A 23,876-nucleotide genomic window follows, 5' to 3' on the forward strand; every position below is an offset into this window, starting at 1 on the left:
CTGTGGGAGCGGGCTGGTCCCGCGATAGCGAGTTTCAGCGCACCACAATCCCGCGCTGTGCCATATAGGCCTTGGCCTCCGGCACGGTGTACTCGCCGAAGTGGAAAATGCTCGCCGCCAGCACCGCGCTGGCGTGACCTTCGAGGATCCCGTCGGCCAGGTGTTGCAAGTTACCGACGCCCCCGGAAGCAATCACCGGGATGCCCAGCGCATCGCTGATCGCTCGCGTCACGCCGAGGTCGAAGCCGTTCTTCATGCCGTCCTGGTCCATGCTGGTCAGGAGGATTTCGCCGGCCCCCAGGCCTTCCATCTTTTTCGCCCACTCGACCGCGTCCAGCCCGGTCGGTTTGCGCCCGCCATGGGTGAAGATTTCCCAACGCGGGGTTTCGCCCGGTGCCGAGACCTTCTTGGCATCGATGGCGACCACGATGCACTGCGAACCGAAATGCGCCGCCGCTTCACCGACGAACGCCGGGTTGAACACCGCCGCCGTGTTGATCGAGACCTTGTCCGCGCCGGCATTGAGCAGGTTGCGGATGTCCTGCACGGTGCGCACACCGCCGCCCACGGTCAGCGGGATGAACACCTGGCTGGCCATGCGTTCGACGGTATGCAGCGTGGTGTCACGACCATCGACGCTGGCGGTGATGTCGAGGAAGGTGATTTCGTCGGCACCCTGCTCATCGTAGCGACGGGCAATTTCCACCGGGTCGCCGGCATCGCGGATGTTCTCGAACTTGACGCCCTTGACCACCCGTCCGTTGTCGACGTCCAGGCAAGGGATGATGCGTTTGGCCAGGGCCATGGTTAATCTCCGATTAACAGTTACAAGCGTCTAGCTACAAGCTGCAAGAAAAAGCAGGGCACCCAACTTCAACTTGCAACTTGTCGCTTACAGCTTGGAGCTAACTGCGTAGCTGTCGCAGAAGGCCTGGGCCTCTGCCACATCCAGGGTGCCTTCGTAGATTGCCCGGCCGGTGATCGCGCCGACGATGCCCGGCGCCTTGGCGTCGAGCAGGGCCTTGATGTCGCCCAGGTTGTGGATACCACCGGAAGCGATGACCGGGATCTTCGTCGCCGCTGCCAGGGCCGCGGTGAACGGTACGTTACAGCCTTGCATCATGCCGTCCTTGGCGATGTCGGTGTAGACGATCGCCGAGACGCCATCGGCCTCGAAACGCTTGGCCAGGTCGATCACCTGCACCGCGCTGACTTCAGCCCAGCCGTCGGTGGCGACGAAGCCGTCCTTGGCGTCCAGGCCAACGATGACCTTGCCCGGGAACGCGCGGCAAGCTTCGGCAACGAACTCCGGCTCCTTGACCGCCTTGGTACCGATGATCACGTAGCTGACGCCGGCCTTGACGTAGTGCTCGATGGTTTCCAGCGAACGGATGCCGCCACCGATCTGGATCGGCAGGGTCGGGTAGCGTTTGGCAATTGCGGTAACCACTTCGCCGTTGACCGGCTGGCCTTCGAAGGCGCCGTTCAGGTCGACCAGATGCAGCCGGCGGCAGCCCCCCTCAACCCATTTGGCGGCCATGCTCACCGGGTCGTCGGAGAAAACGGTGGAATCTTCCATGCGGCCCTGGCGCAGGCGTACGCAAGCACCGTCCTTAAGATCGATAGCGGGGATAATCAGCATCTGGAAAACCTGTCTATTCGGTAAACAGTGTTGCTCGGGAAGTCAGTTCTTCTCGAGCGCCCACAGGTCGCTTTCGATGCTCTCGAACCGTTCCTTGAGGTGGTTCTGCACATCGAAGATCGCCCTGTTGTAGTAGTGCGGCGCAATTTCTTTGCTGAACAGTTCCAGGACTTCGGCCACCTCGAACGAACCCAGCTGCAACTCGAAACGGTCTTCGAGGAAACGCTTGAGTGTGTCCAGCGCCTCACGCTCCTGCTCGGGCGTGAGGCTAAGGATCGGCGGCTTGCTCCTGGACTTGCCCATTACCAGCGCCCGTCCCAGGCAGCGAAGTTCTGCAGCAATTGCAGGCCATGGGTATGGCTCTTCTCCGGGTGGAACTGCACGGCAAAGCGCGAGCCTTCGGCCAGCGCAGCGGCGAAATCGACGCCATAGTGCCCGCGTCCGACCACCTGGGCCGGCTTGCCGGCGCTGACGTAGTAGCTGTGCACAAAGTAGAACCGTGCCTGCTGCGGAATGTCGTGCCACAGCGGGTGATCGACAGCCTGGCTGACTTCGTTCCAGCCCATGTGCGGCACTTTCAGGTGTTCGCCGTCTTCGTGCAGGTCTTTGCCGAAGAAGCGCACATTGCCCGGGAACAGCCCGATGCAGTCGACGCCGTCGTTCTCTTCGCTGTGCTCCAGCAGCGCCTGCATGCCGACGCAGATGCCAAGGAACGGCCGGTCCTGGCTGACTTCGCGCACCAGGCTGTCGAAGCCCAGGCGGCGGATCTCGGCCATGCAGTCGCGGATCGCGCCAACACCGGGAAAGACCACCCGGTCGGCTTCACGGATGACCGCCGCGTCGCTGGTGACCAGCACCTTGCCGGCGCCGACGTGTTCCAGCGCCTTGGCCACCGAGTGCAGGTTGCCCATGCCATAGTCGATAACGGCGACGGTCTGCATTACAGGCACCCTTTGGTCGACGGCATCTGGCCGGCCATGCGCTCATCCAGCTCGATGGCCATGCGCAGGGCGCGACCGAAGGCCTTGAACACGGTCTCGATCTGGTGGTGGGTGTTGTGCCCGCGCAGGTTGTCGATGTGCAGGGTGACGTTGGCGTGGTTGACGAAGCCCTGGAAGAATTCCTGGAACAGGTCCACGTCGAAACCGCCGACCGAGGCCCGGGTGTACGGCACGTGCATCTGCAGGCCAGGGCGGCCGGAGAAGTCGATGACCACCCGCGACAACGCTTCGTCCAGCGGGACATAGGCGTGGCCGTAGCGGCGGATGCCTTTCTTGTCACCGATAGCCTGGTTGAAGGCCTGGCCGAGGGTGATGCCGACGTCTTCGACGGTATGGTGATCGTCGATATGCAGGTCGCCCTTGCACTCGATGTCCAGGTCGATCAGCCCGTGTCGGGCGATCTGGTCCAGCATATGTTCGAGGAAAGGCACACCGATATCGAATCGGGCCTTGCCGCTGCCATCCAGGTTGATCGAGGCCTTGATCTGGGTTTCCAGAGTATTGCGCTCGACGGAAGCCTTACGTTCGACCATCACCAGCTCCGCAAAATCATTGGGCGAAAAAGGTGACCATTATAGGCCTAGAAGCGCGCGGCTTGAAACGAACATGACATGTGGCAGGGGAATTACCTGCCTTGGGCGTGGGAATTGGCAATCTGTGTCGAATTCATTGCGCGACGAGCCCGCTCCCACAAGGATTCAGGATATCCACTGTGAGAGCGGCGGTGCGGCGAGCCGACTCGTCCCGCGATGCTTTGGCTTTTAGTGGAACAACACCGCCGTCTTCTGCAGTGTCGCCCACACCCCCCAAGCCAGCGGAATCCCCACCACCAGCCAGGCCGCGAGCACCAGCGGCTTGCTGCCGGCTGCGGCTTTCCACTCCAGCACGGTGCTGCTGTCGGCACCCTTGTCATGCCCCAGCGCCTGCTCGGCGGCAAGCTCGGCATCGGTCATGAAGTACTTGTCGGCCACCGGCCGCACCAGCGCGTTGCAGATAAAGCCCAGCACCAGCAGGCCGGCGAGGATGTACAGGGTCATGTCGTAGGCGGCCGCGCGCTCCACGCCAATCCGCAACTGATACTCGCGCAGGTAGTTCACCAGCACCGGGCCGAGCACCCCGGCTGCCGCCCAGGCCGTCAGCAGGCGACCATGGATCGCGCCGACCATCTGCGTGCCGAACAAGTCGGCCAGGTACGCCGGCACCGTGGCGAAACCGCCGCCGTACATCGACAGGATGATGCAGAACGCCGCGACAAACAGCGCGATGTTGCCCAGGTGGCCCATGTTCGGCACCAGCGCGTACAGCGCGAAGCCCAGGGCAAAGAAGGCGAAGTAGGTGTTCTTGCGCCCGATATAGTCGGAGAACGAAGCCCAGAAGAACCGCCCACCGATGTTGAACAGGCTGAGCAGGCCGGTGAAGCCGGCGGCAATCGCCGCAATCTGGCCCAGTTGCGCCGCGTCCAGCTGGCTGAAGGTCAGGTCGTTACCCAGCAGCTTGCCGGCGAACACTTCCTGCAACAGCGGCGACGCCATGCCGAGGATGCCGATACCGGCCGAGACGTTCAGGCACAGCACCAGCCACACCAGGGCGAACTGCGGAGTCTTCCAGGCCACGCTGACGTGCACATGGCGGTGGGTGATCATCGCGTTGCTGGCCTTCTTCATCGGCGCGCTCCAGCCCTCGGGCTTCCAGCCGGTCGGCGGCACGCGGTACGCCAGGGCGCCACCGATCATGAACACGAAATAGATCGCCGCCATCACCACGAAGCTCTGCCACACGCCCACGCCTTCGGAGCTGGCGAAGTGGTTCATCAGCGCCGCGGCCAGCGGGGCACCGACCATCGCACCGCCACCGAAGCCCATGATCGCCATGCCGGTGGCCATGCCGCGCTTGTCCGGGAACCACTTGATCAGGGTCGACACCGGCGAGATATAGCCCAGGCCCAGGCCGATACCACCGATAACCCCCGAGCCCAGCCACATCAACCAGATCTGGTGCTGGTAGATGCCCAGCGCCGAAATCAGCAGACCACCGCACCAGCACAGCGCCGAGACCACGCCGGCCTTGCGCGGGCCGGCATGCTCCAGCCAGCCGCCCCAGATAGCGGCCGAGCAGCCGAGGAAGATAAAGAACAGCGTGTAGATCCAGCCGAGCATGGAGATCGGCCAGTCACAGCTTGCCGAAAACATCTGCTCGATAAAGCCCATGTCCGGCGCACAAGCCAGCGGCGCGCTGATGCCGATCGCCTTGGACAACGGCAACCAGAACACCGAAAAGCCATAGGCCATACCGATACACAGGTGAATGGCCAGGGCCGCTGGCGGCACTAGCCAACGGTTGAACCCCGGTTGTGCGACGATGCGCTCCTTGGACAAAAAGCCAGGCGCACTGGGCACCGCTGCCGCCGTGATGCTGCTCATTTATTGTTATCCCTCGTGGAAGTGGTGGGCCCTCGGGCCGAACCGGTCGCCGTCGACTTTGGCGCACACAGGCAGCGAGTCATTTTTTTCGGCCGCCGGCCCTCGCACGCGACAAAGCGCCGCAGCAGGGCGCGAGAGCGGCGCAAGAGTAGCATTTGCGTCGCTCGCTGACCTCAAACTGATACCGTCGTTTTGTGCGCAACTGAGCACATCTCCTACAAGACAGAACTACTCGGCCGTCAGCAGTCAAACGCACAGCGCTATACTCAGCGGCTTAATTTTAGAAATCGGACTACAAGGACTCGCCCATGAAAGCGTTCGGCAAAATCCTGGGGCTGGTGGTTCTCGGGCTGTTGCTGATCATTGTGGCGTTGGGCTTTGCCCTGACCCACCTCTTCGATCCCAACGACTACAAAGACGAGATCCGCCAGCTGGCACGCGACAAGGCCCACGTCGAGCTGACGCTCAACGGCGACATTGGCTGGAGCCTGTTCCCCTGGCTGGGGCTGGAGCTGCACGAGGCGAGCATCGCCACCCTGAACAACCCGAACGTGCCCTTTGCCGACCTGCAGATGCTCGGCCTGTCGGTGCGTGTGCTGCCGCTGCTGCGCCGCGAAGTGCAAATGAGCGATGTGCGGGTCGAAGGCCTGAACCTGACCCTGGCCCGCGACGAAAACGGCCACGGCAACTGGGAAGACATCGGCAAACCGCTGCCGGCCGCAGCCCCGCCCACCGTCGAAGGCGCTGCGGCGCCAGCGCCGGGCGAAGGGCCGGCCGCGCAGGCGGCGGCCGTCGAGCACCCGGTGAAACTCGACATCGACAGCCTCACCGTGAACAACGCCCGCGTCACCTACACCGATGCGCGCAACGGCCAGACGCTGACCGCCGAAAGCATCCAGTTGAGCACCGGCGCGGTCCACGAAGGGCTGAACATTCCGCTGAAGATGACGGCCTTCCTCGGCGTCGGCATCCCGCTCATCAAGGCACGTACCGAGCTTGCCGGCGAGCTGCGCTTCGACCGCGCGCTCAAGCGCTACCAGTTCGAAGACATGAAGCTCAGTGGCGAAGCCTCGGGCGAACCGCTGCAAGGCAAACACATGACCTTCGCCGCCCAGGGCCAGTTGCTGGTCGACCTGGCGGCGAATGTCGCCGAATGGAACGGCCTGAAAATTTCCGCCAACCAGTTGCGCGCCATTGGCGAGCTGAACCTGCGCGACCTGGACAAGGCGCCCAAGCTGACCGGTGGTCTGTCCATCGCCCAGCTCGACCTGCGCAAGTTCCTCGACAGCGTCGGCGTGGTGCTGCCGCCGATGGCCGATGCGGCCACCCTGGGCACGTTCGAACTGGTCAGCCGCCTCGACGGCAGCGCCAGCAGCCTGGCCCTGGAAGACCTGGCGATCAAGCTCGACGACAGCACCTTCACGGGCCGCCTGGCGGTGGAAGACTTCGCCAAACAGGCGCTGCGCGTACAGCTCAAAGGCAACAGCTTCGACGCCGACCGCTACCTGCCGGCGAAAAGCGAAGAAACCAAGGGCGCCAGCGCCGCGCGCCAGGCCGACGTGCAAAGCAAGGAAGCCGGCGCGCTGGCCGGCCCGGGCACCTCGCCGCTGCCGGACGCCCCCACGCAAGCCGCCTGGAGCAACGACAAGCTGCTGCCGGTAGACCGCCTGCGCAGCCTCGACCTGCACGCCGAGCTGAACATTGGCGTGCTGACCCTGGAGAAACTGCCGATTCAGGACGCCGTGCTCAAGGCCACCGCCAAAGACGGCCTGGTGACCCTGCACGAGCTGCGTGGCGGCCTCTACAACGGCGAATTTGCCAGCCACGGCAGCCTCGACGTGCGCCCGGCCGTGCCGCAGATCGGCCTGAGCACCCAGGTTGCCCGGGTGCCGCTCGAGCACTTCATCAAGAGCCAGACCGACACCCCGCCGGTCAAAGGCCTGCTGACCCTCGACAGCGCGATCACCGCTAGCGGCAACAGTCAAAAGGCTCTGGTCGACACGCTGAACGGCAACGCCAGCTTCGTCATCAACAATGGCGTGCTGGTCAATGCCAACCTTGAACAGCAGCTGTGTCAGGGCATCGCCCTGCTCAACCGCAAGAGCCTGAGCGGCGAGCCACGCGGCAAGGACACGCCGTTCCAGGAGCTCAAGGGCAGCCTGGTGCTGCGCAACGGTGTGGCCAGCAACCCGGACCTGCGCGCGCGCATCCCCGGCCTGACCCTCAAGGGCAACGGCGATATCGACCTGCGCGTGCTCGGCATGGACTACCGCGTGGGCGTGATCATCGAAGGCGACAAGCGTGAGATGCCCGACCCGGCCTGCCAGGTCAACGAGCGCTATGCCGGCCTCGAATGGCCGTTGCGTTGCCGCGGCCCGCTGGAGATGGGCGCCAAGGCCTGCCGGGTGGACAAGGACGGCGTCGGCAACCTGGCCGGCCAGGCCCTGGGCAACCGGATCAATCAGAAACTCGAGGAGAAGCTCGGCGACAAGGTCAGCCCCGAGCTCAAAGACGCACTCAAGGGGCTGTTCAAACGATGAGTCCGCAACAATTCTCCAGCGCCGTCCTCGACTGGTTCGACCGCCATGGCCGGCATGACTTGCCTTGGCAACAGGGCATCACCCCATACCGGGTGTGGGTCTCCGAGATCATGTTGCAGCAGACCCAGGTCAGCACCGTACTCAATTACTTCGGGCGGTTCATGGACGCCCTGCCGAGCGTCGAGGCCCTGGCCGCAGCGCCGGAAGACGAAGTGCTGCACCTGTGGACCGGCCTGGGCTATTACACCCGCGCACGCAACCTGCAGAAGACCGCAAAGATCGTGGTCGAGCAGTACGCTGGCGAGTTTCCCCGCGATGTGGAAAAGCTCACCGAGCTGCCCGGCATCGGCCTGTCCACGGCCGGGGCGATTGCCAGCATCAGCATGGGCCTGCGCGCGCCGATTCTCGACGGCAACGTCAAGCGCGTGCTGGCCCGCTACACCGCGCAGGAGGGCTACCCCGGCGAGCCGAAGGTGGCCAAGGCGCTGTGGGCCAACGCCGAGCGCTTCACCCCACACAGCCGGGTGAACGATTACACCCAGGCCATGATGGACCTGGGCGCGACCCTGTGTACCCGCAGCAAGCCGAGCTGCCTGATCTGCCCGCTGCAACTGGGCTGTGAGGCGCACATGCTCGGCCAGGAGATCCGCTACCCGATTCCCAAGCCGCGCAAGGAATTGCCACAACGGCGCACGCTGATGCCGCTGCTGGCCAACGAGGACGGCGCGATTCTGCTTTACCGGCGCCCGTCCAGCGGGCTGTGGGGCGGTTTGTGGAGCCTGCCGGAGCTGGACGATCTGCAACAGCTGGACGACCTGGTCGAGCAGCACGGCCTGCGCCTGGCGCGAACCGAGGCGCTCAGCGGGCTGACCCACACCTTCAGCCACTTCCAGCTGGCCATCGAGCCGTGGCTGGTGCATGTCGACCGCCAGGGCGGGCACATGGCCGATGCCGACTGGCTCTGGTATAACCTCGCCACCCCGCCGCGCCTGGGCCTCGCCGCCCCGGTGAAAAAACTGCTGAAACGCGCGGCCGACGTTTTGAATGCAGGAGAGTCGACATGACCCGCACCGTAATGTGCCGCAAGTACCACGAAGAATTGCCAGGCCTTGAGCGCCCACCGTACCCGGGTGCCAAGGGCCAGGACATCTACGAACACATTTCGCAGAAGGCCTGGGCCGACTGGCAGAAAGAACAGACCATGCTGATCAACGAGAAGCGCCTGAACATGATGAACGCCGAGGACCGCAAATTCCTCCAGGGCGAGATGGACAAGTTCTTCTCCGGCGAAGCGTTCGAGAAAGCCGAGGGCTACGTTCCGCCCAGCGAATAAGCGGCGAAAACCGTAAGCGACGGTATTAATTAAAAAAATTTTCAAAATAGTGTTGACGCAAACCTGAAAAAGCCTTTTAATGCGCCCCGTTGCCCAGATAGCTCAGTCGGTAGAGCAGTGGATTGAAAATCCACGTGTCGGCGGTTCGACTCCGTCTCTGGGCACCAAGACAACGCAAAACCCCTGAATCGAAAGATTCAGGGGTTTTTTGTTTGTGCCGGGAAAAATCGTGCGCTAACAGCGCTTACCGCCCGGCCTGTTGACCGGCATCAATGTTTCGCCCGGCAGCCACCCTAGGCTGACAGGTGGACATTCGAAACGGATTAAACAGGCCCACCTCCCCATGAGCGAAGAATCAACCGCCCTGCCCCTGCCAGAGGCTTCCAGCGCAACACCTGCGAGCCAACCACCACGGTCACGCCGGGCACGCACCAGCCGCACGCCGGTCGATGCCGAGATCGGCGTCATCAGCCAGCAGCCCGCCGCGCTCAAGGTCGCTTCGGCGCCACGCGGTTCCAGCGAAGACAGCACGGCAGCAAAACTGCCGGACAGCTACCCGTACCGCAGCCGCATGCGCCGCATCGAATACGAGAACGCCAAGCACGCCCTGCAGATCGAACTGCTCAAGGTGCAGAGCTGGGTGAAAGACACCGGCCAGCGCATCGTCGTGCTGTTCGAGGGCCGCGACGCCGCCGGCAAGGGCGGTACCATCAAGCGCTTCATGGAGCACCTGAACCCGCGTGGCGCACGCATCGTCGCCCTGGAAAAGCCTTCCGAGCAGGAACAGGGCCAGTGGTACTTCCAGCGTTACGTGCAGCACCTGCCGACCGCCGGGGAAATGGTCTTCTTCGACCGCTCCTGGTACAACCGCGCCGGCGTCGAGCGGGTGATGGATTTCTGCACGCCGCATCAGTACCTGGAATTCATGCGCCAGGCACCCGAGCTGGAGCGCATGCTCTGCAACAGCGGCACGCTGCTGTTCAAATATTGGTTCTCGGTGAACCGCGAAGAGCAACTGCGCCGCTTCATCTCGCGCCGCGACGACCCGCTCAAGCACTGGAAGCTGTCGCCCATCGACATCAAGTCGCTGGACAAGTGGGACGAGTACACCGCCGCCAAGGAAGCCATGTTCTTCCACACCGACACCGCCGATGCGCCGTGGACAGTGATCAAGTCCGATGACAAGAAGCGCGCGCGGATCAACTGCATCCGTCACTTCCTGCACTCGCTGGACTACCCTGGCAAGGACCTCAGGGTGGCCCACCTGCCCGACCCGCTGCTGGTCGGACGCGCCTCGCGCGGGCTGGAAGAGGACGAACGCAGCGACACCAAGCGTACCCGCCAACTGTTGCTGCCGGCCTGAGGCTTGGGTTTGTCGGCAAACTGCGATTCAATACGCACCAATTTGCCGTCTTACCTCAAGGATCCACCCATGGCCTCCACTACCAAGCAACAGAAACGCGCCAAACGCGCCGCGACCAAGGCGCGGCAGAACCGCATGGTGCGCAGCGGCCAGGCGGTCAAGGGCGGCGGCGAGAGCACCAGCACCAGCGTCGACCAGGTGTTCAACAAGGCGATGGATTCGGGCAGCTACAACGCCCTGTTCGACAAGATGAAGAGCGCCCAGGAAACCAGCCTGGAATCGATGATTTCGGTGTTCCTGGTCGACCCCTTGCTGGCACTGGTACTCAAGGGCCACAGCGAAGAACACTCGACCGACTACATTTGCAAGGTGCTGTGCGCCTACCGCCAGTGGCTGGATGGTACCGAGGAAGAGGAAGCGATGGCGTGGCTAGAGAGCGATGAGTTCCAGAGCGCCTATGTGACGGCTTCCGAGATCGTCTCGAAGCAGAAGAAGTTCGGCTGAGGCGACAGGCCAACAAAAAAGGCCGCGATCCTTGCAGATCGCGGCCTTTTTGTTTAACCGAGTGTCAGTTATCCAGCACAGCCCGGCCAACACCTTCGGCCTTGCGTTTGCGCGCCACCAGCAGGCCCGCCGCAACCACGGCAATGCTCAGCAGGCCGGTCGCCACGATCTCGGCGCGATGGTCCGGACGGATCAGCATCAGCGTCAGCACGCCAACGATGAACACGATGGTCGCCCAGGTCAGCCCCGGGAACAGCCACATCTTGAAGGCGATCGTCTCGCCCCGCGCCATGCGCTGACGACGCATGCGCAACTGCGACACGGCAATCACCAGGTACACCAGCAGCGCGATTGCACCGGAGCTGGCCAGCAGGAACTCGAACACCTGAGCCGGCGCCACATAGTTGGCAAACACGGTCAGGAATGCCGCTGCGGTCGACAGCAGCACGGCCACGTGCGGCGTGCCGCTGGTGGTCGTGCGCTGGGCCATGGCCGGCGCGTCGCCGCGTTTGCTCAGCGAGAACAGCATGCGCGAGGAGGTGTACAGCGCCGAGTTCAGGCAGCTGGTGACCGCGATCAAGACCACGATGTCGACGATGATCTTGGCGTTCGGGATGCCCATCATCTGCAGCACGGTCTGGTACGAACCGACTTCAGCCAGCGCTGCGTTGTTCCATGGCACCAGGGCCACAACGATGAAGATCGACACGAGGTAGAACAGGAAGATCCGCCAGATCACCGAGTTGGTCGCCTTGGTGATCTGCTTGCCTGGGTCTTTCGACTCGGCCGCCGCAATGGTGACGATCTCGGTCCCCATGAACGAGAACATGGTAGTCAGCATCGCCGCCAGCACCGCGCCCAGGCCGTTAGGCATGAAGCCCTGGGTGTCGAACAGGTGGCTGACGCCGCTGACCTGGCTGTTCGGCATGAAGCCGAAGATCGCTGCCAGGCCAAGAATGATGAAGCCGATGATCGCAATCACCTTGAGCAGCGCGAACCAGAACTCGAACTCGCCGTAGTTCTTTACGCTGGCCAGGTTGGTGGCGGTGAGCAATAGAGTGATGACCAGGGTGAATACCCAGATCGCCACGTCGGGGAACCACGCATGCAGGATGGTGGCGGCGGCGTTGGCTTCCAGCGGAATCACCAGCACCCAGAACCACCAGTACAGCCAGCCGATGGTGAAGCCGGCCCAATGGCCGATGGCCTTGTCGGCGTAGGTGGAGAACGAGCCGGTGTCGGGCGACGCCACGGCCATTTCGGCGAGCATGCGCATCACCAGCACCACCAGGGTACCCGCCGCGGCATAGGCCAGCAGCACGGCCGGGCCGGCCTCGGCAATCGCATGGCCGGAGCCGACGAAGAGGCCCGCGCCGATCACACCGGCAATCGACAGCATGGTCACATGCCGCTGCTTGAGCCCCTGAGCGAGGTCATTGGAGTTGTTCGTACCGCTCATAAAACTACCTTTGCAAAGAATGGCGTTCATCCCGCGTCGTCAGTCAACAGCCCCTTGTGAGGACTGCCGCTACATCCTGTGGCGGGGTGAGATGGCAATAACCGAGCCAGATCCATGACCGTTCGCGGGAAAGTTCTGACGCCCACGATTGGCGAGGCTTACGGCGCATTCGGCCACGGGATGACCGAAAGGCCGCCGACCTTGCCATAAAAGCGACGATTACCGAAATACTCACTTACAATTGCCGACGGACGCACCAGCAGTGCACCTAGGTAACACCCCCATTCGTTTTATGGGGCATTTGGGTGCAACTGGGGTGCAACCACCCGCTGGCCAATTCAGGCCCCTGACGGCCGGCGGTTCCTGTACCTGCGGTCAAATACGGCTTTCCAGCAGCGGCCAAAAATGGCACCATCGCGCCTTTTTTCATCACGGCTCCAGCCTTGGAAACCGGGGTGAGCGGACATCCGCGCGACAGTCCGCTGTCGCAATGCGACACCCGCCCCCTGCCCAGCTGATTGCCCCTCCCGCCGTTGTTGGCTGTCATCCGGGCGCTATGCTAGCGTGGCGCCTCGCCAGGAAGGCAGCCAACAAGCAGGAGCGCACAGAACACATGAGGACCGCACATGGCTGAGGCCACGCCCGCGCTGGAAATCCGCAACCTGCACAAACGCTACGGCGAGCAGGAGATTCTCAAGGGCATTTCCCTGACCGCCTGCGATGGCGACGTCATCTCGATCCTCGGATCGTCCGGCTCCGGCAAGTCCACTCTGCTGCGCTGCATCAATCTGCTGGAAAACCCGCACCAGGGGCAGATCCTGGTGGCTGGCGAAGAGCTCAAGCTCAAGGCGGCAAAAAATGGCGAACTGATCGCCGCCGACAACAAGCAGATCAATCGCCTGCGCAGCGAGATCGGCTTCGTCTTCCAGAACTTCAACCTGTGGCCGCACATGAGCATCCTCGACAACATCATCGAGGCGCCGCGGCGGGTCCTGGGGCAGAGCAAGGCCGAGGCCATCGAAGCCGCCGAAGCGCTGCTCGACAAGGTCGGCATCCACAACAAGCGGCACAGCTACCCGGCCGAGCTGTCCGGCGGCCAGCAACAGCGTGCGGCCATCGCCCGCACCCTGGCCATGCAACCGAAAGTCATCCTGTTCGACGAGCCCACCTCGGCCCTCGACCCGGAAATGGTCCAGGAAGTGCTCAACGTGATCCGCGCCCTCGCCGAAGAAGGCCGGACCATGCTGCTGGTAACCCACGAAATGAATTTTGCCCGTCAGGTGTCCAGTGAAGTGATCTTCCTGCACCAGGGCCTGGTCGAAGAGCAGGGAACGCCGCAGCAGGTTTTCGAAAACCCGAACTCGGCGCGCTGTAAACAATTCATGTCCAGCAACCGCTAACGGAGCAACACGCATGCAGACCTACAAGAAATTCCTCCTGGCCGCTGCCGCCACACTGGTGTTCTCGGCCAATGCCATGGCTGCGGAAAAACTGCGCATGGGCATCGAGGCGGCCTACCCGCCGTTCAACAACAAGGATGCCAGCGGCCAGGTCGTCGGCTTCGACAAGGACATCGGCGACGCCCTGTGCGCGAAGATGAAAGTCGAGTGCGAAGTGGTTACCTCCGACTGGGACGGCATCATCCCGGCACTCAACGCCAAGAAGTTCGACTTCCTGATCTCCTCGCTGTCGATCACCGACGAGCGCAAGCAGGCGGTTGATTTCACCGACCCGTACTACTCGAACAAGCAACAGTTCATCGCGCCGAAAAACGTCGACTTCAAAACCGACCGCGCTTCGCTCAAGGGCAAGACCATCGGCACCCAGCGCGCCACCCAGGCCGCTACGTGGCTGGACGACAACGGCGGCATGGACGGCGAGTTCAAGGTCAACCTGTATGACGGCCAGGAAAACGCCTACCTCGACCTGACCTCCGGCCGCCTCGACGCCATCCTCGCCGACAAGTACGCCAACTACGACTGGCTGAAGTCCGACGCGGGCAAGAACTACGAGTTCAAGGGCGACCCGGTCAACGACAGCGACAAGGTCGGCATTGCCGTGCGCAAAGGCGACAACGAACTGCGCAACAAGCTGAACGCCGCACTGAAGGAAATCGTTGCCGACGGCACCTACAAGAAGATCAACGACAAGTACTTCCCGTTCAGCATCTATTGATTCGCCCCGATTGGCAGCGCCCGTGTGGCGCTGCCGGTCCCTTGAACAAACCTGCCCATGAATATTGATCTCCACGGATTCGGTCCGGCGCTTCTGGCCGGCACACTGATGACCGTAAAACTGGCGTTGTCGGCCCTGTGTCTGGGGCTGGTACTGGGGCTGCTTGGCGCCCTGGCGAAAACCTCGCCGTACAAACCGCTGCAATGGCTGGGCGGCTTCTATTCCACCCTGGTGCGCGGCGTACCCGAGCTGCTGTGGGTGCTGTTGATCTACCTTGGCACCGTCAGCCTGATGAATCAGATTGGCGCGTGGCTGAATATTCCCGACCTCGCGCTGAGTGCCTTCGCCGCGGGCGTCATTGCCCTGGGCCTGTGCTTCGGCGCGTACGCCACGGAAGTGTTCCGTGGTGCGATCCTGGCCATCCCCAAGGGCCACCGCGAGGCCGGCCTGGCCTTGGGCCTGTCGAAAGGGCGGATCCTTTCCAAACTGATCCTGCCGCAGATGTGGCGGATTGCCCTGCCGGGCCTGGGCAACCTGTTCATGATCCTGATGAAGGACACGGCACTGGTCTCGGTCATCGGCCTGGAAGAAATCATGCGTCGCTCGCAAACCGCCGTGACCGTGACCAAAGAACCGTTCACCTTCTACGTGGTCGCCGCCCTCATGTACCTGGGCTTGACCGTTCTGGCCATGATTGGCATGCACTTCATGGAAAAACGCGCCGCGCGCGGTTTCGCGAGGCCGAACCAATGAACTGGGAAGTCATCATCAAGTGGCTGCCGCGCCTGGCCCAGGGCGCGACGCTGACCCTGGAACTGGTGGCCATCGCGGTCATCGCCGGCCTGATCCTGGCCATCCCGCTGGGGATCGCCCGCTCGTCGCGGCTGTGGTACGTACGCGCCCTGCCCTACGGCTACATCTTCTTCTTCCGCGGCACGCCGCTGCTGGTGCAGCTGTTCCTGGTGTATTACGGCCTGGCGCAGTTCGACGCGGTACGCAACAGCGCGTTGTGGCCGTACCTGCGCGATCCGTTCTGGTGCACCGTACTGACCATGACCCTGCACACCGCCGCCTACATCGCCGAGATCCTGCGTGGCGCGCTGCAGGCCATCCCCAAGGGCGAGATCGAGGCAGCACGGGCATTGGGCATGTCCCAGGCCAAGGCGATGTTCTACATTCTGCTGCCACGGGCGGCGCGCATCGGCTTGCCGGCCTACAGCAACGAAGTGATCCTGATGCTCAAGGCCAGCGCCCTGGCCAGCACCGTGACCCTGCTGGAACTGACCGGTATGGCACGTACGATCATTGCCCGCACCTACATGCCGGTGGAGATCTTCTTCGCCGCCGGGCTGTTCTACCTGCTGATCTCCTTCCTGCTGGTCCAGGGCTTCAAGCTGCTGGAGCGCTGGTTGCGAGTGGATGCCTGCCAGGGTCGCTAGACCCGGCCGACGGGGTTGGCGCAGACTGGCGCCATCCCCGTCATCCCCGCCTTGCTCATGACCGAAGCCAACGCCCTGCGCGGCGACCAACTGCTGAGCCGCTTCCAGGCCCTGGACAGCTTTTTGCTGACCTACCAGCGCTTGTGGCGCCCGCGTCCGTTTACCGCCCTGCACCTGCCCTGGGAAGCCGAGCATCCGGCGCTGGCCAGCTGGCTGCGCGGGCGGTCGCTGGAGCAGGCGGAAGCGGCGCACAACCAGCCTGAGGCATTGCCGGCGCCGGCGCCTTATCCACAGATTGCCGCGCAGGCCAGCGCGCTGGCGGCGCTGGGCGAGTTATCCACAACGCCGCTGCATGCCCCGGACGCGCGCTTGAATGTCGATGTGCCCGGGCGTAAATGGCAGCAGATCGAAGCCTTCGGCAGCCACCTGAACTTTGCCCGGCCGCCGCAGCACTGGCTGGACTGGTGTTCCGGCAAGGGTCATCTGGGGCGGCGGTTGCTGCGGGGCGGCCAGCAACTGACCTGCCTGGAGTTCGATGCGGCGCTGGTCGAGGCCGGGCAGGCGCTCAGCGCCCATCATCGCCTGGCGGCCGCGCATCGCTTGCAGGATGTGCTGGCCGCCGACGCCGCCGGGCAACTCGACGCCAGCCACACCCCGGTCGCCCTGCACGCCTGTGGCGACCTGCATGTGCGCCTGATGCAACTGGCCAGCGCCGCCGGCTGCCGCCAGCTGGCCATTGCGCCATGCTGTTACAACCGCACGCAGGGGCCGCGCTACACGGCGTTATCCACAGCCGCGCAGGCCTCGGCGCTGGAGCTGTCCATCGATGACCTGGGCTTGCCCTTGAGCGAAACGGTTACCGCCGGCAGCCGGGTGCGCCGCCAACGCGACCAGTCGATGGCGCGCCGGCTGGGCTTCGACCTGCTGCAACGCCAGCAGCGCCAGTGCGACGAGTACCTGCCCACCCCGTCGCTGCCCAGCAACTGGCTGAACAAGCCCTTCGACGCGTACTGCCGCGACCTGGCCCAACTCAAAGGCCTGACGCTGCTGGGCAACCCCGACTGGGCCGCCCTGGAAGCCGCCGGCACAGCGCGCCTGGCTGAAGTGCGCAACCTCGAACTGCTGCGCAACCTGTTCCGCCGCCCGCTGGAACTGTGGCTGGTGCTCGATCGCGCGCTGTACCTGCGCGAGCAGGGCTTTGACGTGACCCTTGGCGTGTTTTGCCCACACCCGCTGACCCCGCGCAACCTGATGCTGCTGGCGGAGCGCGAGTAAGCCTTCAGCTTGTGGATAACTCTGTGGGCAATGTTGCGCGGGCACCATGAAAAATCATGGATCCAAGCGCTTTAATCGCCTGGTCATTTTTTGTTCATGTTTTAAACATCAGAAAAAACAGCCATTTGCGCAAACGCGTAGAAATTGCCGGCCGGCGATGCCCACGGCGCCTGGCTGGCATGCGCCTTGTGCATAAGCGATTGAACAAAACGCGCTAAGCGAGCTTGAGCAGGCCCATGCCGCCGACCAGCAGAAGCAGGCCGAGCCAGCCGCGACCGGCCAGACGCTGGCCGAACAGGGCCCAGCCCATGGCGACGGTGGCGAGGATGCCGAAGCCACCCCAGATGGCATAGGCCATCGACAGCGGGATGTCCTTGACCGCCTGCGCCAGCGCGGTGAACGCGGCCAGCACACAGACAATCGAGACGGCACCGATCCAGCGTTTGCGCAGGCCGTCGGAGTATTTCAGCAGCAGGTTGGCGAGCACTTCCAGCACGATCGCCAGGCCCAGCCAGGCGAACGGCATCAGGTTCGAATTCAGCATGGCAGGGCCTCCTGTGCATTTTCACGAACGGCCGTGGCGCTGCGCGTACCCGACTTGATCAGCAGGATGCCGGCGATCATCACGCCCAGGCCCAGGGCCTTGAGCAGACCGAGGCTTTCGCCCAGCCAGGTAACGCTGACCAGGGTGATCAGCACGATGCCGATGCCTTCCCACAGGGCGTAAGCGACGCCCAGCGGCACGCGCTTAACGGCCAGCGCGAGGAAGCCATAGGACAAACCGATCATGCCGTACATCAGGCCGTGGCCGAGCAAGGCCGAATCGCTGGCGAATTTCATCGAGGTGGTGCCGATCACTTCGGCAACAATGGCGATTAACAGATAAATCCAGGAACGCATGATGCCCTCCCATGGGCATAGGAAAATTCAGACAGTGCAGGTGCCGAAAATGGGAGGAGCTAGAGATCGCCGGTCCAGTGACGTTCACGGGAGACCAGGCGAGAGGTGAGGAGCGGTAACGCTTGAGTGTTCAACATAATGAACAACAAATTAACTGAGGGAATCGTTTAAGTCAAACCGATAGAGAATGACTAATGATTTGTCGCGGCCTGTATTCGTATTACAGGGGAAAGCCCTTAAAGGCTGGTGAAAGGTTCGTAAATTATATTAATCAAGCACTGGCCAGCCTCTTGCCCAAACCCCGCCAGCCCTTATCGCACAAGGCTCCTGGGGGAGCTGCGGTGCGACGACTCGGCATTGCCAGCGATACGTTCAGCGCAGCGTCCAGATCTGCCGCCGTTAAAGCCCCCCGCGCCGGCAAGGCCGGCTCCGAGACAAAATGTCGCACAAGCCTAAATTCAATAATTAATTATTGTAATACGATAATTTCTACTCAATAATGCCTCCCGCTCAAATCGACAAGGAGGCAATCCATGAACAGCAAGACAGTGGCGTACGCAAGGTCACGCTTACGGGTGATCGGTGCATTCGCTGCGGTGCTCGCCTGGGGCACCGGGGTTGTTGAGTTCGGTGGCGGCGTAGTGATGTGGGTGTTCGACTTCGCCGACGTGCAGTCGGCTTACCTGCAGAGCTTTGCCGACCAGATGCCGATGCTCGCCGCCCCCGGTTACCAGCCTTCGGCGTTGGCGCTGGGTGTGGTGATCGGCCTGGACCTGATCCCGATGGTGGTCTCGGCGTTGGCGTTGGCGCTGACCGGTTTGTTCTTCCTGCGCGTGTCGCGGGGCGAAACCTGGACCACGCAGAACATCGAACTGTTGTGGTGGGTGGGCCTGTTGTGCATTGGCATGCCGTTGCTCTGGCCGGTGATCTGGACCTTGCAGGGCCTGGGCTTCGCCATCGACCTGCCACAAGGCGAAAGAAGCTTCAGTTTCTCGATCGGTGTATCATCGCAGGCTGTCTACGGGATCATGAAAGGCATTTTGCTGTGCGCCTTCTCTCTCCTCATGCGTGACGCCAAAACCATCAGCGATGAACACAACTGTTATGTCTAGCTTTCGCCCATGCCAATAATCATCCGGCTTGATGTCGTCATGGCCAGAAACAAAGTCCGTTCCAAGGACCTGGCCGAGATTATTGGGATTACCGAAGCTAATTTGTCGTTGCTGAAAAACGGCAAGATCAAGGGTTTCAAGATCGAGACCCTGGAGAAGTTGTGTCGTGCATTGAACTGCCAGCCGGGTGACTTGCTGGAGTTCAGTGAGGAATGAACAAGGAAATGGCAACGCGTGGGCAAATCATCTTTCTGGCGCCTCGGTGCGCTGCTTCTGGCCGTCGGCTTACTTAGCGGCTGCGGCCCCAGCTACACCTACCGCTACTCCCCTCCTCCGAGCGCGCATGGCCTGAACTGCATCAGTTCGTGTTCGCAGCAGCGTAGCCATTGCGGGCAATTGGTGCGCATGCAGGAGAGCAGCGAGCGGGCGATCTACCAGGCCAATCTCAACACCTATCAACTGTGCCAGGCCGGCAAGAGCAGCAAAGAGGCGCGGCGTAGCTGTTATTACCCGAGCTACCCGTACAGCAGGGGTTCGACGTTCAGTTGCGAGCGCGATTACGACCAGTGCTACCAGGGTTGTGGCGGCACGATTCAGAAAATCCTCAACAAGGACTAGATGGACATGAAAATGGACAATGCGCTTGCCCTGGTGCTGCTGACAATGATGATGAGTGGCTGTTCGGACATGAAAATGTTCCCGGAGACGCCGGAGTGGTACCAGCTCAACAGCATGAACAAGCCGAGCGACCCGCTGTGGCGCAACCAGCTGCACTGCACCAAGCGCGGCTGCCACCACGACAAGCCGATGCTGTTCGACCCGAGCAAGGCGGAACCGAGCGTCAACAGCATGCATCGCGGCTGGTAGCGGAGGCGCCTACAAGCCCCGTGGGGCAAGGGTTTGCTACGTAGTGATAGGAAGTGGTTTACAGAACCAAACCGATGGCTATAATAGCGGCCCTACTGCCGGTATAGCTCAGATGGTAGAGCAACTGACTTGTAATCAGTAGGTCCCGGGTTCGATTCCTGGTGCCGGCACCATTCAAGGTTCCATAGAAAGCTTTCAAAATCTCTGGAACCCCCGAAAAACCCGCCTTCTGGCGGGTTTTTTCGTTTTGGCGTTCCGTCGGATTCCGAGGGTAGCCAGCGCTAATAAGGGTAGTTTTAAGGATAGAGGTCCGTTTCGATATCGGAGACTACCCTTATGGCCCGCACCACTGCCCCGCTTACCGACACCGCCTGTCGCACGGCAAAGCCCAGAGAGCGCGAGTACAAGCTCTTCGACGGCGACGGTCTTTACCTCCTTGTGCAACCCAACGGCCGCAAAGGCTGGCGGCTCAGGTACGTGAAACCCGATGGCCGCGAAGGCCTGACCGCCCTCGGCAGCTACCCGGTGGTCGGGCTGGGCGACGCACGCCGCAAGCGCTTCGAGATCAAGCAGCAGCTCGCCAACGGCATAGATCCCATCCAGTACAAGCAGCAGACCAAGACCCAAGCCGTGATCAACGGCCGCACTTTCGAAAGCGTTGCGCTCGACTGGTATGCGAGCATGGTGCCGAAGTGGGCGCCCGGCCACGCCAAGACTGTACTCAGCCGGCTGAAGACTCACGTGTTCCCTTTGATCGGTGCCAGAGCAATTGTTGAGCTGGACACCCACGACCTCATGCAGCCACTGGAAGCCGTGACGAAGCGCGGCACCATCGACGTGGCGCTCAGGATCAAGAACTACCTGCAAAGCATCATGCGCGAGGCCAAACGTCTGCGGTTGATCACGGCGAATCCGGCTCACGACCTCGATGGCTCGATCAAGACACCACGGGTAACTCACCGACCCGCACTCCCCCTATCGCGACTCCCAGAGCTATTGGCATGTATCGAGGACTACAGAGGTCGCACGCTCACGCGCCTCACGGTGATGCTGTCGTTGCATGTATTCGTACGTTCCAGCGAACTGCGCTTCGCCCGTTGGAACGAGTTCGACCTCAAGCGCGGCATCTGGGAGATCCCCGACACCCGCCCGGCGCTGGACGGCGTGCCGTTTTCCACAAGGGGTACGAAGATGGCCGGGGACATTCACGTTGTACCCTTATCGCAGCAGGCAGTGACCTTGCTTGAGCAGATCCACGCGATCACCGGCAAGTTCGACCTGGTGTTCGCGGGAGATGCCAAACCGTGGAAACCGATGTCTGAGAACACGGTGAATGCCGCGCTCAGGACGATGGGCTACGACACCAAGGTGGATATCTGCGGCCACGGATTCCGAGCCATGGCGTGCAGTGCGCTGGTCGAGTCCGGGCTGTGGTCAGAGACGGCCATCGAACGGCAGATGAGCCACAAGGAACGCAACAACGTGCGGGCCGCTTATACCCACAAGGCCGAGTTCCTCGAAGAGCGCCGGATGATCATGACCTGGTGGAGCCGGTTTTTGGAGGCGAACCGCGAGGACCATGTGACGCCGCATGAGTTTGCCAAGCAGACGGGCGAGAACGTCACGCGCCTTCGCAGTGCCAAGAGGACCGAGTAACTCGCCGCACCACCGCATCAAACTCGCTGTGAAGTTACCCACAGCACCGCATGAAGCTCCTCCGCGCGGGTCCTTTCAAACGGGGCTGCAAAGCCGCCCCGTTTGAAAGGACCATACCTAAGAAAAAAACTGCTGGCACAGCGTACGTCTGTGGAAAACCACTGATGTCCACCGGGGGATAGTTTTATCCACAGGCGCTAAATCCCTGATATCGCGCTGCTTGACGAATATTGTCCACAAGCGTAGACCGGGAGTCGCAAGAGCTGTCGATGACAGCACCCAGGTGACCCGAACCTTTAAGGTCACGCCGCTCCCGCGGTGGTTCACCCGCAAGTACGATTCGCGTCCGGCAGCTCGTACGGTCACTACCCATGTGATGGATGCCAACTCAATATCGTTGCCCCTGCGGCAACCACCCTACCCATCTGCTCAGCAGCAACCTATCCGCTTGGCCATTTCGCGTGCGCCAACCTGCGCCCGTCTCTTTCACTGGAAAGAGACGGGCGCTCCTGACACTGCTGCAGCCCTGATCGCACATGGCTCAGCGGCAATTCCCCTCGTGACAATTGGCGTGACAAACGCCGATGTCACCAGCAACAGCCATGCAGATGATGGTGCCGCAGACCAAGGAATGGACTGCACCTGACTGACAGTCAGGCATGCCCCGGTCATCGCATTGCTGCGTTCACCCGACTCAGGATCTCGCGGCACTGGTCTCGTCAGCCAATGCAGCCTTCACCCGCCCACCGGTAACGGTGCTCAGGAGGTTAGATCATGAGATGCCCTTGCTCTTGGTCGTAAGGAGCCGCCAGACCCGCGTAGTGGACATTTCCCACAGGTCGCAGGGGCCTTGATCCCTGATAACACTCAGCATTCTTGGCGGGATGACGTGGGGGCTAGGATCGGAGATCGGAAGATGAGGTGACCGACATGGCATTGGTGGGTAGACACGATGGTCGCAATTTCGGCTACGGCAGGCAATTGAGTTACGCAGGACCTCAGGCGCTGAAAGACATGTACGGAGGTGGCCACTACGGCACGGTCAAGGCGCACAGTGATCGATGGTTGGAATTCGTGAAGTGGTGCCGCTCCGAACAAGGGCCCGGTATCAATGATGCGCGGCAGATTGATCGAAGTGTGTTGGCCGACTATGCGGCGTATCTGCGTGACTTGGTTAGACGCGGTGACCTCGCCGTCAGCACCGCACAAAACCGGCTATCCCGCGTTAACAGGACCATGGCGGCGCTTCGCGGTGATCAGTATGTGAAATTGCCAAGTCCGAGTAGGGCGCTGGGTATGCAGCGCACCGGGGTTCGCCACTCGGTGCCCCACGAACAGCTTAAGCAGATCATCGATGCGCTTTGCAGTCTTGACCAGAGACGGGCCGCCGCGATCGTTCTGTTGGCGCGAGCCACCGGCATGCGCTTGCGTGAGGCCATCCAAGCCGACTTGCCACGGCTGAGCCGTGAGGCTAACGACTTAGGCAGGATCAACATCCAGGATGGCACCAAAGGCGGCCGAGCTGGCGCCTCAGCGCCACGATGGATTGCGGTGAACCACCATGTTCAAGACGCACTTGGGTTTGCACCGCAGGTGTCGCCTACGAGTAGCCGCAACCTGATTGCGCCAGACGAAAGCTATCTGAATGTTCTGCAGGAAATCATCCGCCCAGCGCGGGACGTCCTGCATGCACACAAGCTCAAAGGCTTCCATGAGCTACGAGCGGCGTACGCATGTGAACGCTATGAGCAAATCATCCAACACCCCGCGCCTATCAACGGCGGCCAATGTTGCCAGGCAGATAGGAACCTAGATCGTGAGGCCCGAAGGCAAATCAGCTATGAGTTGGGGCACGGTCGGATCGATGTGGTCGCGGCCTATATTGGAGGACGCATATGAGTAAGCCATTCGATATGGAACTGTTCTTGGCTGCGGTGCTGACGGGATCGTACGCAACGCGGCAGCGCCATTTACGGCAAGCTAAGCTCATCCAAGCAGAGATATCTGAACGCTGGCAGCTAGAAACACCTTGGGGTTGGAAGAAAAAACATGTTGCTTGGTTTCTCGACCACCGACTAGCGAGGCGGTGCAAGGCAACTCGATATTACTACCTGCTGACCATGCGGCTGCTGGCTAGTCGTTTAGAAAGAGCATGGGTCTTCAAGTGCTAAGAAGGTCTGACTTTAGCGA

26 protein-coding genes and 2 tRNA genes are annotated in these 23,876 nt (G+C 62.0%); 19 read left to right on the forward strand and 9 right to left on the reverse strand.

All coding sequences use genetic code 11. The annotated features are described in order from the left end of the window. Positions 1-34 precede the first annotated feature (34 nt). From hisF to DCO48_RS12910, 6 genes are all read right to left on the reverse strand, one after another. Positions 35-805: an imidazole glycerol phosphate synthase subunit HisF gene (gene hisF / locus DCO48_RS12885; RefSeq protein WP_116550995.1), complete on the reverse strand. Its 771-nt coding sequence runs from the start codon at positions 803-805 to the stop codon at positions 35-37. 87 nt (positions 806-892) lie between these two features. Then, the gene (hisA, locus tag DCO48_RS12890) at positions 893-1,642 is read right to left on the reverse strand and encodes a 1-(5-phosphoribosyl)-5-[(5-phosphoribosylamino)methylideneamino]imidazole-4-carboxamide isomerase (RefSeq protein ID WP_116550996.1); all 750 of its coding nucleotides are present in this window, start codon (positions 1,640-1,642) and stop codon (positions 893-895) included. A gap of 42 nt (positions 1,643-1,684) precedes the next feature. Continuing rightward, positions 1,685-1,945, reverse strand: a complete 261-nt coding sequence (locus DCO48_RS12895) for a DUF2164 domain-containing protein (protein ID WP_116550997.1) — start codon at positions 1,943-1,945, stop codon at positions 1,685-1,687. Then, a complete protein-coding gene (gene hisH, locus DCO48_RS12900) occupies positions 1,945-2,583 on the reverse strand; it encodes an imidazole glycerol phosphate synthase subunit HisH (RefSeq protein ID WP_116550998.1) in 639 nt (212 codons plus the stop codon). The genes DCO48_RS12895 and hisH overlap by 1 nt, the downstream gene beginning before the upstream one ends. Beyond that, on the reverse strand, positions 2,583-3,176 hold the full coding sequence (hisB, locus tag DCO48_RS12905) for an imidazoleglycerol-phosphate dehydratase HisB (RefSeq protein ID WP_028942262.1): 594 nt from the start codon (positions 3,174-3,176) through the stop codon (positions 2,583-2,585). The genes hisH and hisB overlap by 1 nt, the downstream gene beginning before the upstream one ends. Before the next feature lie 228 nt (positions 3,177-3,404). After that, positions 3,405-5,063, reverse strand: coding sequence for an OFA family MFS transporter (locus DCO48_RS12910; RefSeq protein ID WP_116550999.1), 1,659 nt, complete (start codon positions 5,061-5,063; stop codon positions 3,405-3,407). Between the two features lie 308 nt (positions 5,064-5,371). Here DCO48_RS12910 and DCO48_RS12915 point away from each other — a divergent pair, with 308 nt between their 5' ends. The 6 genes from DCO48_RS12915 to DCO48_RS12940 all read left to right on the forward strand — a co-directional run bounded on the left by DCO48_RS12915 (position 5,372) and on the right by DCO48_RS12940 (position 10,803). Next, complete coding sequence (locus tag DCO48_RS12915) at positions 5,372-7,603, forward strand: AsmA family protein (RefSeq protein ID WP_116551000.1); 2,232 nt, start codon at positions 5,372-5,374, stop codon at positions 7,601-7,603. Beyond that, entirely contained in the window at positions 7,600-8,667 is a 1,068-nt protein-coding gene (gene mutY, locus DCO48_RS12920; protein ID WP_116551001.1) for an A/G-specific adenine glycosylase, read from the forward strand. The genes DCO48_RS12915 and mutY overlap by 4 nt, the downstream gene beginning before the upstream one ends. Beyond that, a complete protein-coding gene (locus tag DCO48_RS12925) occupies positions 8,664-8,936 on the forward strand; it encodes an oxidative damage protection protein (protein WP_116551002.1) in 273 nt (90 codons plus the stop codon). The genes mutY and DCO48_RS12925 overlap by 4 nt, the downstream gene beginning before the upstream one ends. 91 nt (positions 8,937-9,027) lie before the next feature. Then, positions 9,028-9,103: transfer RNA gene (locus tag DCO48_RS12930), tRNA-Phe, on the forward strand. A 176-nt stretch (positions 9,104-9,279) separates the two neighbouring features. After that, positions 9,280-10,299: a polyphosphate kinase 2 gene (ppk2, locus tag DCO48_RS12935; protein WP_116551003.1), complete on the forward strand. Its 1,020-nt coding sequence runs from the start codon at positions 9,280-9,282 to the stop codon at positions 10,297-10,299. A gap of 69 nt (positions 10,300-10,368) precedes the next feature. After that, the gene (locus DCO48_RS12940; RefSeq protein ID WP_116551004.1) at positions 10,369-10,803 is read left to right on the forward strand and encodes a hypothetical protein; all 435 of its coding nucleotides are present in this window, start codon (positions 10,369-10,371) and stop codon (positions 10,801-10,803) included. A gap of 64 nt (positions 10,804-10,867) precedes the next feature. On the opposite strand, the gene gabP is transcribed toward DCO48_RS12940, so the two are convergent. Beyond that, positions 10,868-12,262 (reverse strand): GABA permease, encoded by a 1,395-nt coding sequence (gabP, locus tag DCO48_RS12945; RefSeq protein WP_116551005.1) that lies wholly within the window; start codon positions 12,260-12,262, stop codon positions 10,868-10,870. A 626-nt stretch (positions 12,263-12,888) separates the two neighbouring features. Between gabP and DCO48_RS12950 the strand changes: the two genes are divergently transcribed. The 5 genes from DCO48_RS12950 to DCO48_RS12970 are packed head-to-tail and all read left to right on the forward strand — an operon-like array spanning position 12,889 to position 17,151. After that, positions 12,889-13,662: an ABC transporter ATP-binding protein gene (locus DCO48_RS12950; RefSeq protein WP_116551006.1), complete on the forward strand. Its 774-nt coding sequence runs from the start codon at positions 12,889-12,891 to the stop codon at positions 13,660-13,662. Between the two features lie 13 nt (positions 13,663-13,675). Then, on the forward strand, positions 13,676-14,437 hold the full coding sequence (locus DCO48_RS12955; RefSeq protein WP_116551007.1) for an ABC transporter substrate-binding protein: 762 nt from the start codon (positions 13,676-13,678) through the stop codon (positions 14,435-14,437). A 57-nt stretch (positions 14,438-14,494) separates the two neighbouring features. Beyond that, entirely contained in the window at positions 14,495-15,190 is a 696-nt protein-coding gene (locus DCO48_RS12960) for an ABC transporter permease (RefSeq protein ID WP_116551008.1), read from the forward strand. Further along, positions 15,187-15,876 (forward strand): ABC transporter permease, encoded by a 690-nt coding sequence (locus DCO48_RS12965; RefSeq protein WP_116551009.1) that lies wholly within the window; start codon positions 15,187-15,189, stop codon positions 15,874-15,876. Before DCO48_RS12960 ends, DCO48_RS12965 begins: the two co-directional genes overlap by 4 nt. A gap of 57 nt (positions 15,877-15,933) precedes the next feature. Next, entirely contained in the window at positions 15,934-17,151 is a 1,218-nt protein-coding gene (locus tag DCO48_RS12970; RefSeq protein ID WP_116551010.1) for a methyltransferase, read from the forward strand. Between the two features lie 214 nt (positions 17,152-17,365). Here the strand turns inward: DCO48_RS12970 and mdtI are convergent, their stop codons facing one another. Both mdtI and DCO48_RS12980 read right to left on the reverse strand, forming a co-directional pair. Then, on the reverse strand, positions 17,366-17,695 hold the full coding sequence (gene mdtI, locus DCO48_RS12975) for a multidrug/spermidine efflux SMR transporter subunit MdtI (protein ID WP_116551011.1): 330 nt from the start codon (positions 17,693-17,695) through the stop codon (positions 17,366-17,368). Next, positions 17,689-18,051 carry a multidrug/spermidine efflux SMR transporter subunit MdtJ gene (locus tag DCO48_RS12980; RefSeq protein WP_116551012.1) on the reverse strand — a complete coding sequence of 121 codons (363 nt, stop codon included), beginning with the start codon at positions 18,049-18,051 and terminating at the stop codon, positions 17,689-17,691. Before DCO48_RS12980 ends, mdtI begins: the two co-directional genes overlap by 7 nt. A 533-nt stretch (positions 18,052-18,584) precedes the next feature. Here DCO48_RS12980 and DCO48_RS12985 point away from each other — a divergent pair. From DCO48_RS12985 to DCO48_RS13025, 8 genes are all read left to right on the forward strand, one after another. Next, entirely contained in the window at positions 18,585-19,163 is a 579-nt protein-coding gene (locus DCO48_RS12985; RefSeq protein ID WP_116551013.1) for a hypothetical protein, read from the forward strand. A gap of 9 nt (positions 19,164-19,172) precedes the next feature. Beyond that, the gene (locus DCO48_RS12990; protein ID WP_116551014.1) at positions 19,173-19,379 is read left to right on the forward strand and encodes a helix-turn-helix transcriptional regulator; all 207 of its coding nucleotides are present in this window, start codon (positions 19,173-19,175) and stop codon (positions 19,377-19,379) included. An 18-nt stretch (positions 19,380-19,397) separates the two neighbouring features. Further along, entirely contained in the window at positions 19,398-19,781 is a 384-nt protein-coding gene (locus tag DCO48_RS12995) for a hypothetical protein (RefSeq protein WP_116551015.1), read from the forward strand. 6 nt (positions 19,782-19,787) lie between these two features. Further along, entirely contained in the window at positions 19,788-20,030 is a 243-nt protein-coding gene (locus tag DCO48_RS13000) for a hypothetical protein (RefSeq protein WP_133247609.1), read from the forward strand. A gap of 97 nt (positions 20,031-20,127) precedes the next feature. Further along, positions 20,128-20,203: transfer RNA gene (locus DCO48_RS13005), tRNA-Thr, on the forward strand. Between the two features lie 163 nt (positions 20,204-20,366). Continuing rightward, positions 20,367-21,686 (forward strand): integrase arm-type DNA-binding domain-containing protein, encoded by a 1,320-nt coding sequence (locus DCO48_RS13010; protein WP_116551017.1) that lies wholly within the window; start codon positions 20,367-20,369, stop codon positions 21,684-21,686. 930 nt (positions 21,687-22,616) lie between these two features. After that, entirely contained in the window at positions 22,617-23,585 is a 969-nt protein-coding gene (locus DCO48_RS13020) for an integrase domain-containing protein (RefSeq protein WP_116551018.1), read from the forward strand. Next, entirely contained in the window at positions 23,582-23,857 is a 276-nt protein-coding gene (locus DCO48_RS13025) for a hypothetical protein (protein WP_116551019.1), read from the forward strand. The genes DCO48_RS13020 and DCO48_RS13025 overlap by 4 nt, the downstream gene beginning before the upstream one ends. Positions 23,858-23,876 lie beyond the last annotated feature (19 nt).

Source organism: Pseudomonas sp. SDI (genome assembly GCF_003105155.1).
Classification (GTDB): domain Bacteria; phylum Pseudomonadota; class Gammaproteobacteria; order Pseudomonadales; family Pseudomonadaceae; genus Aquipseudomonas.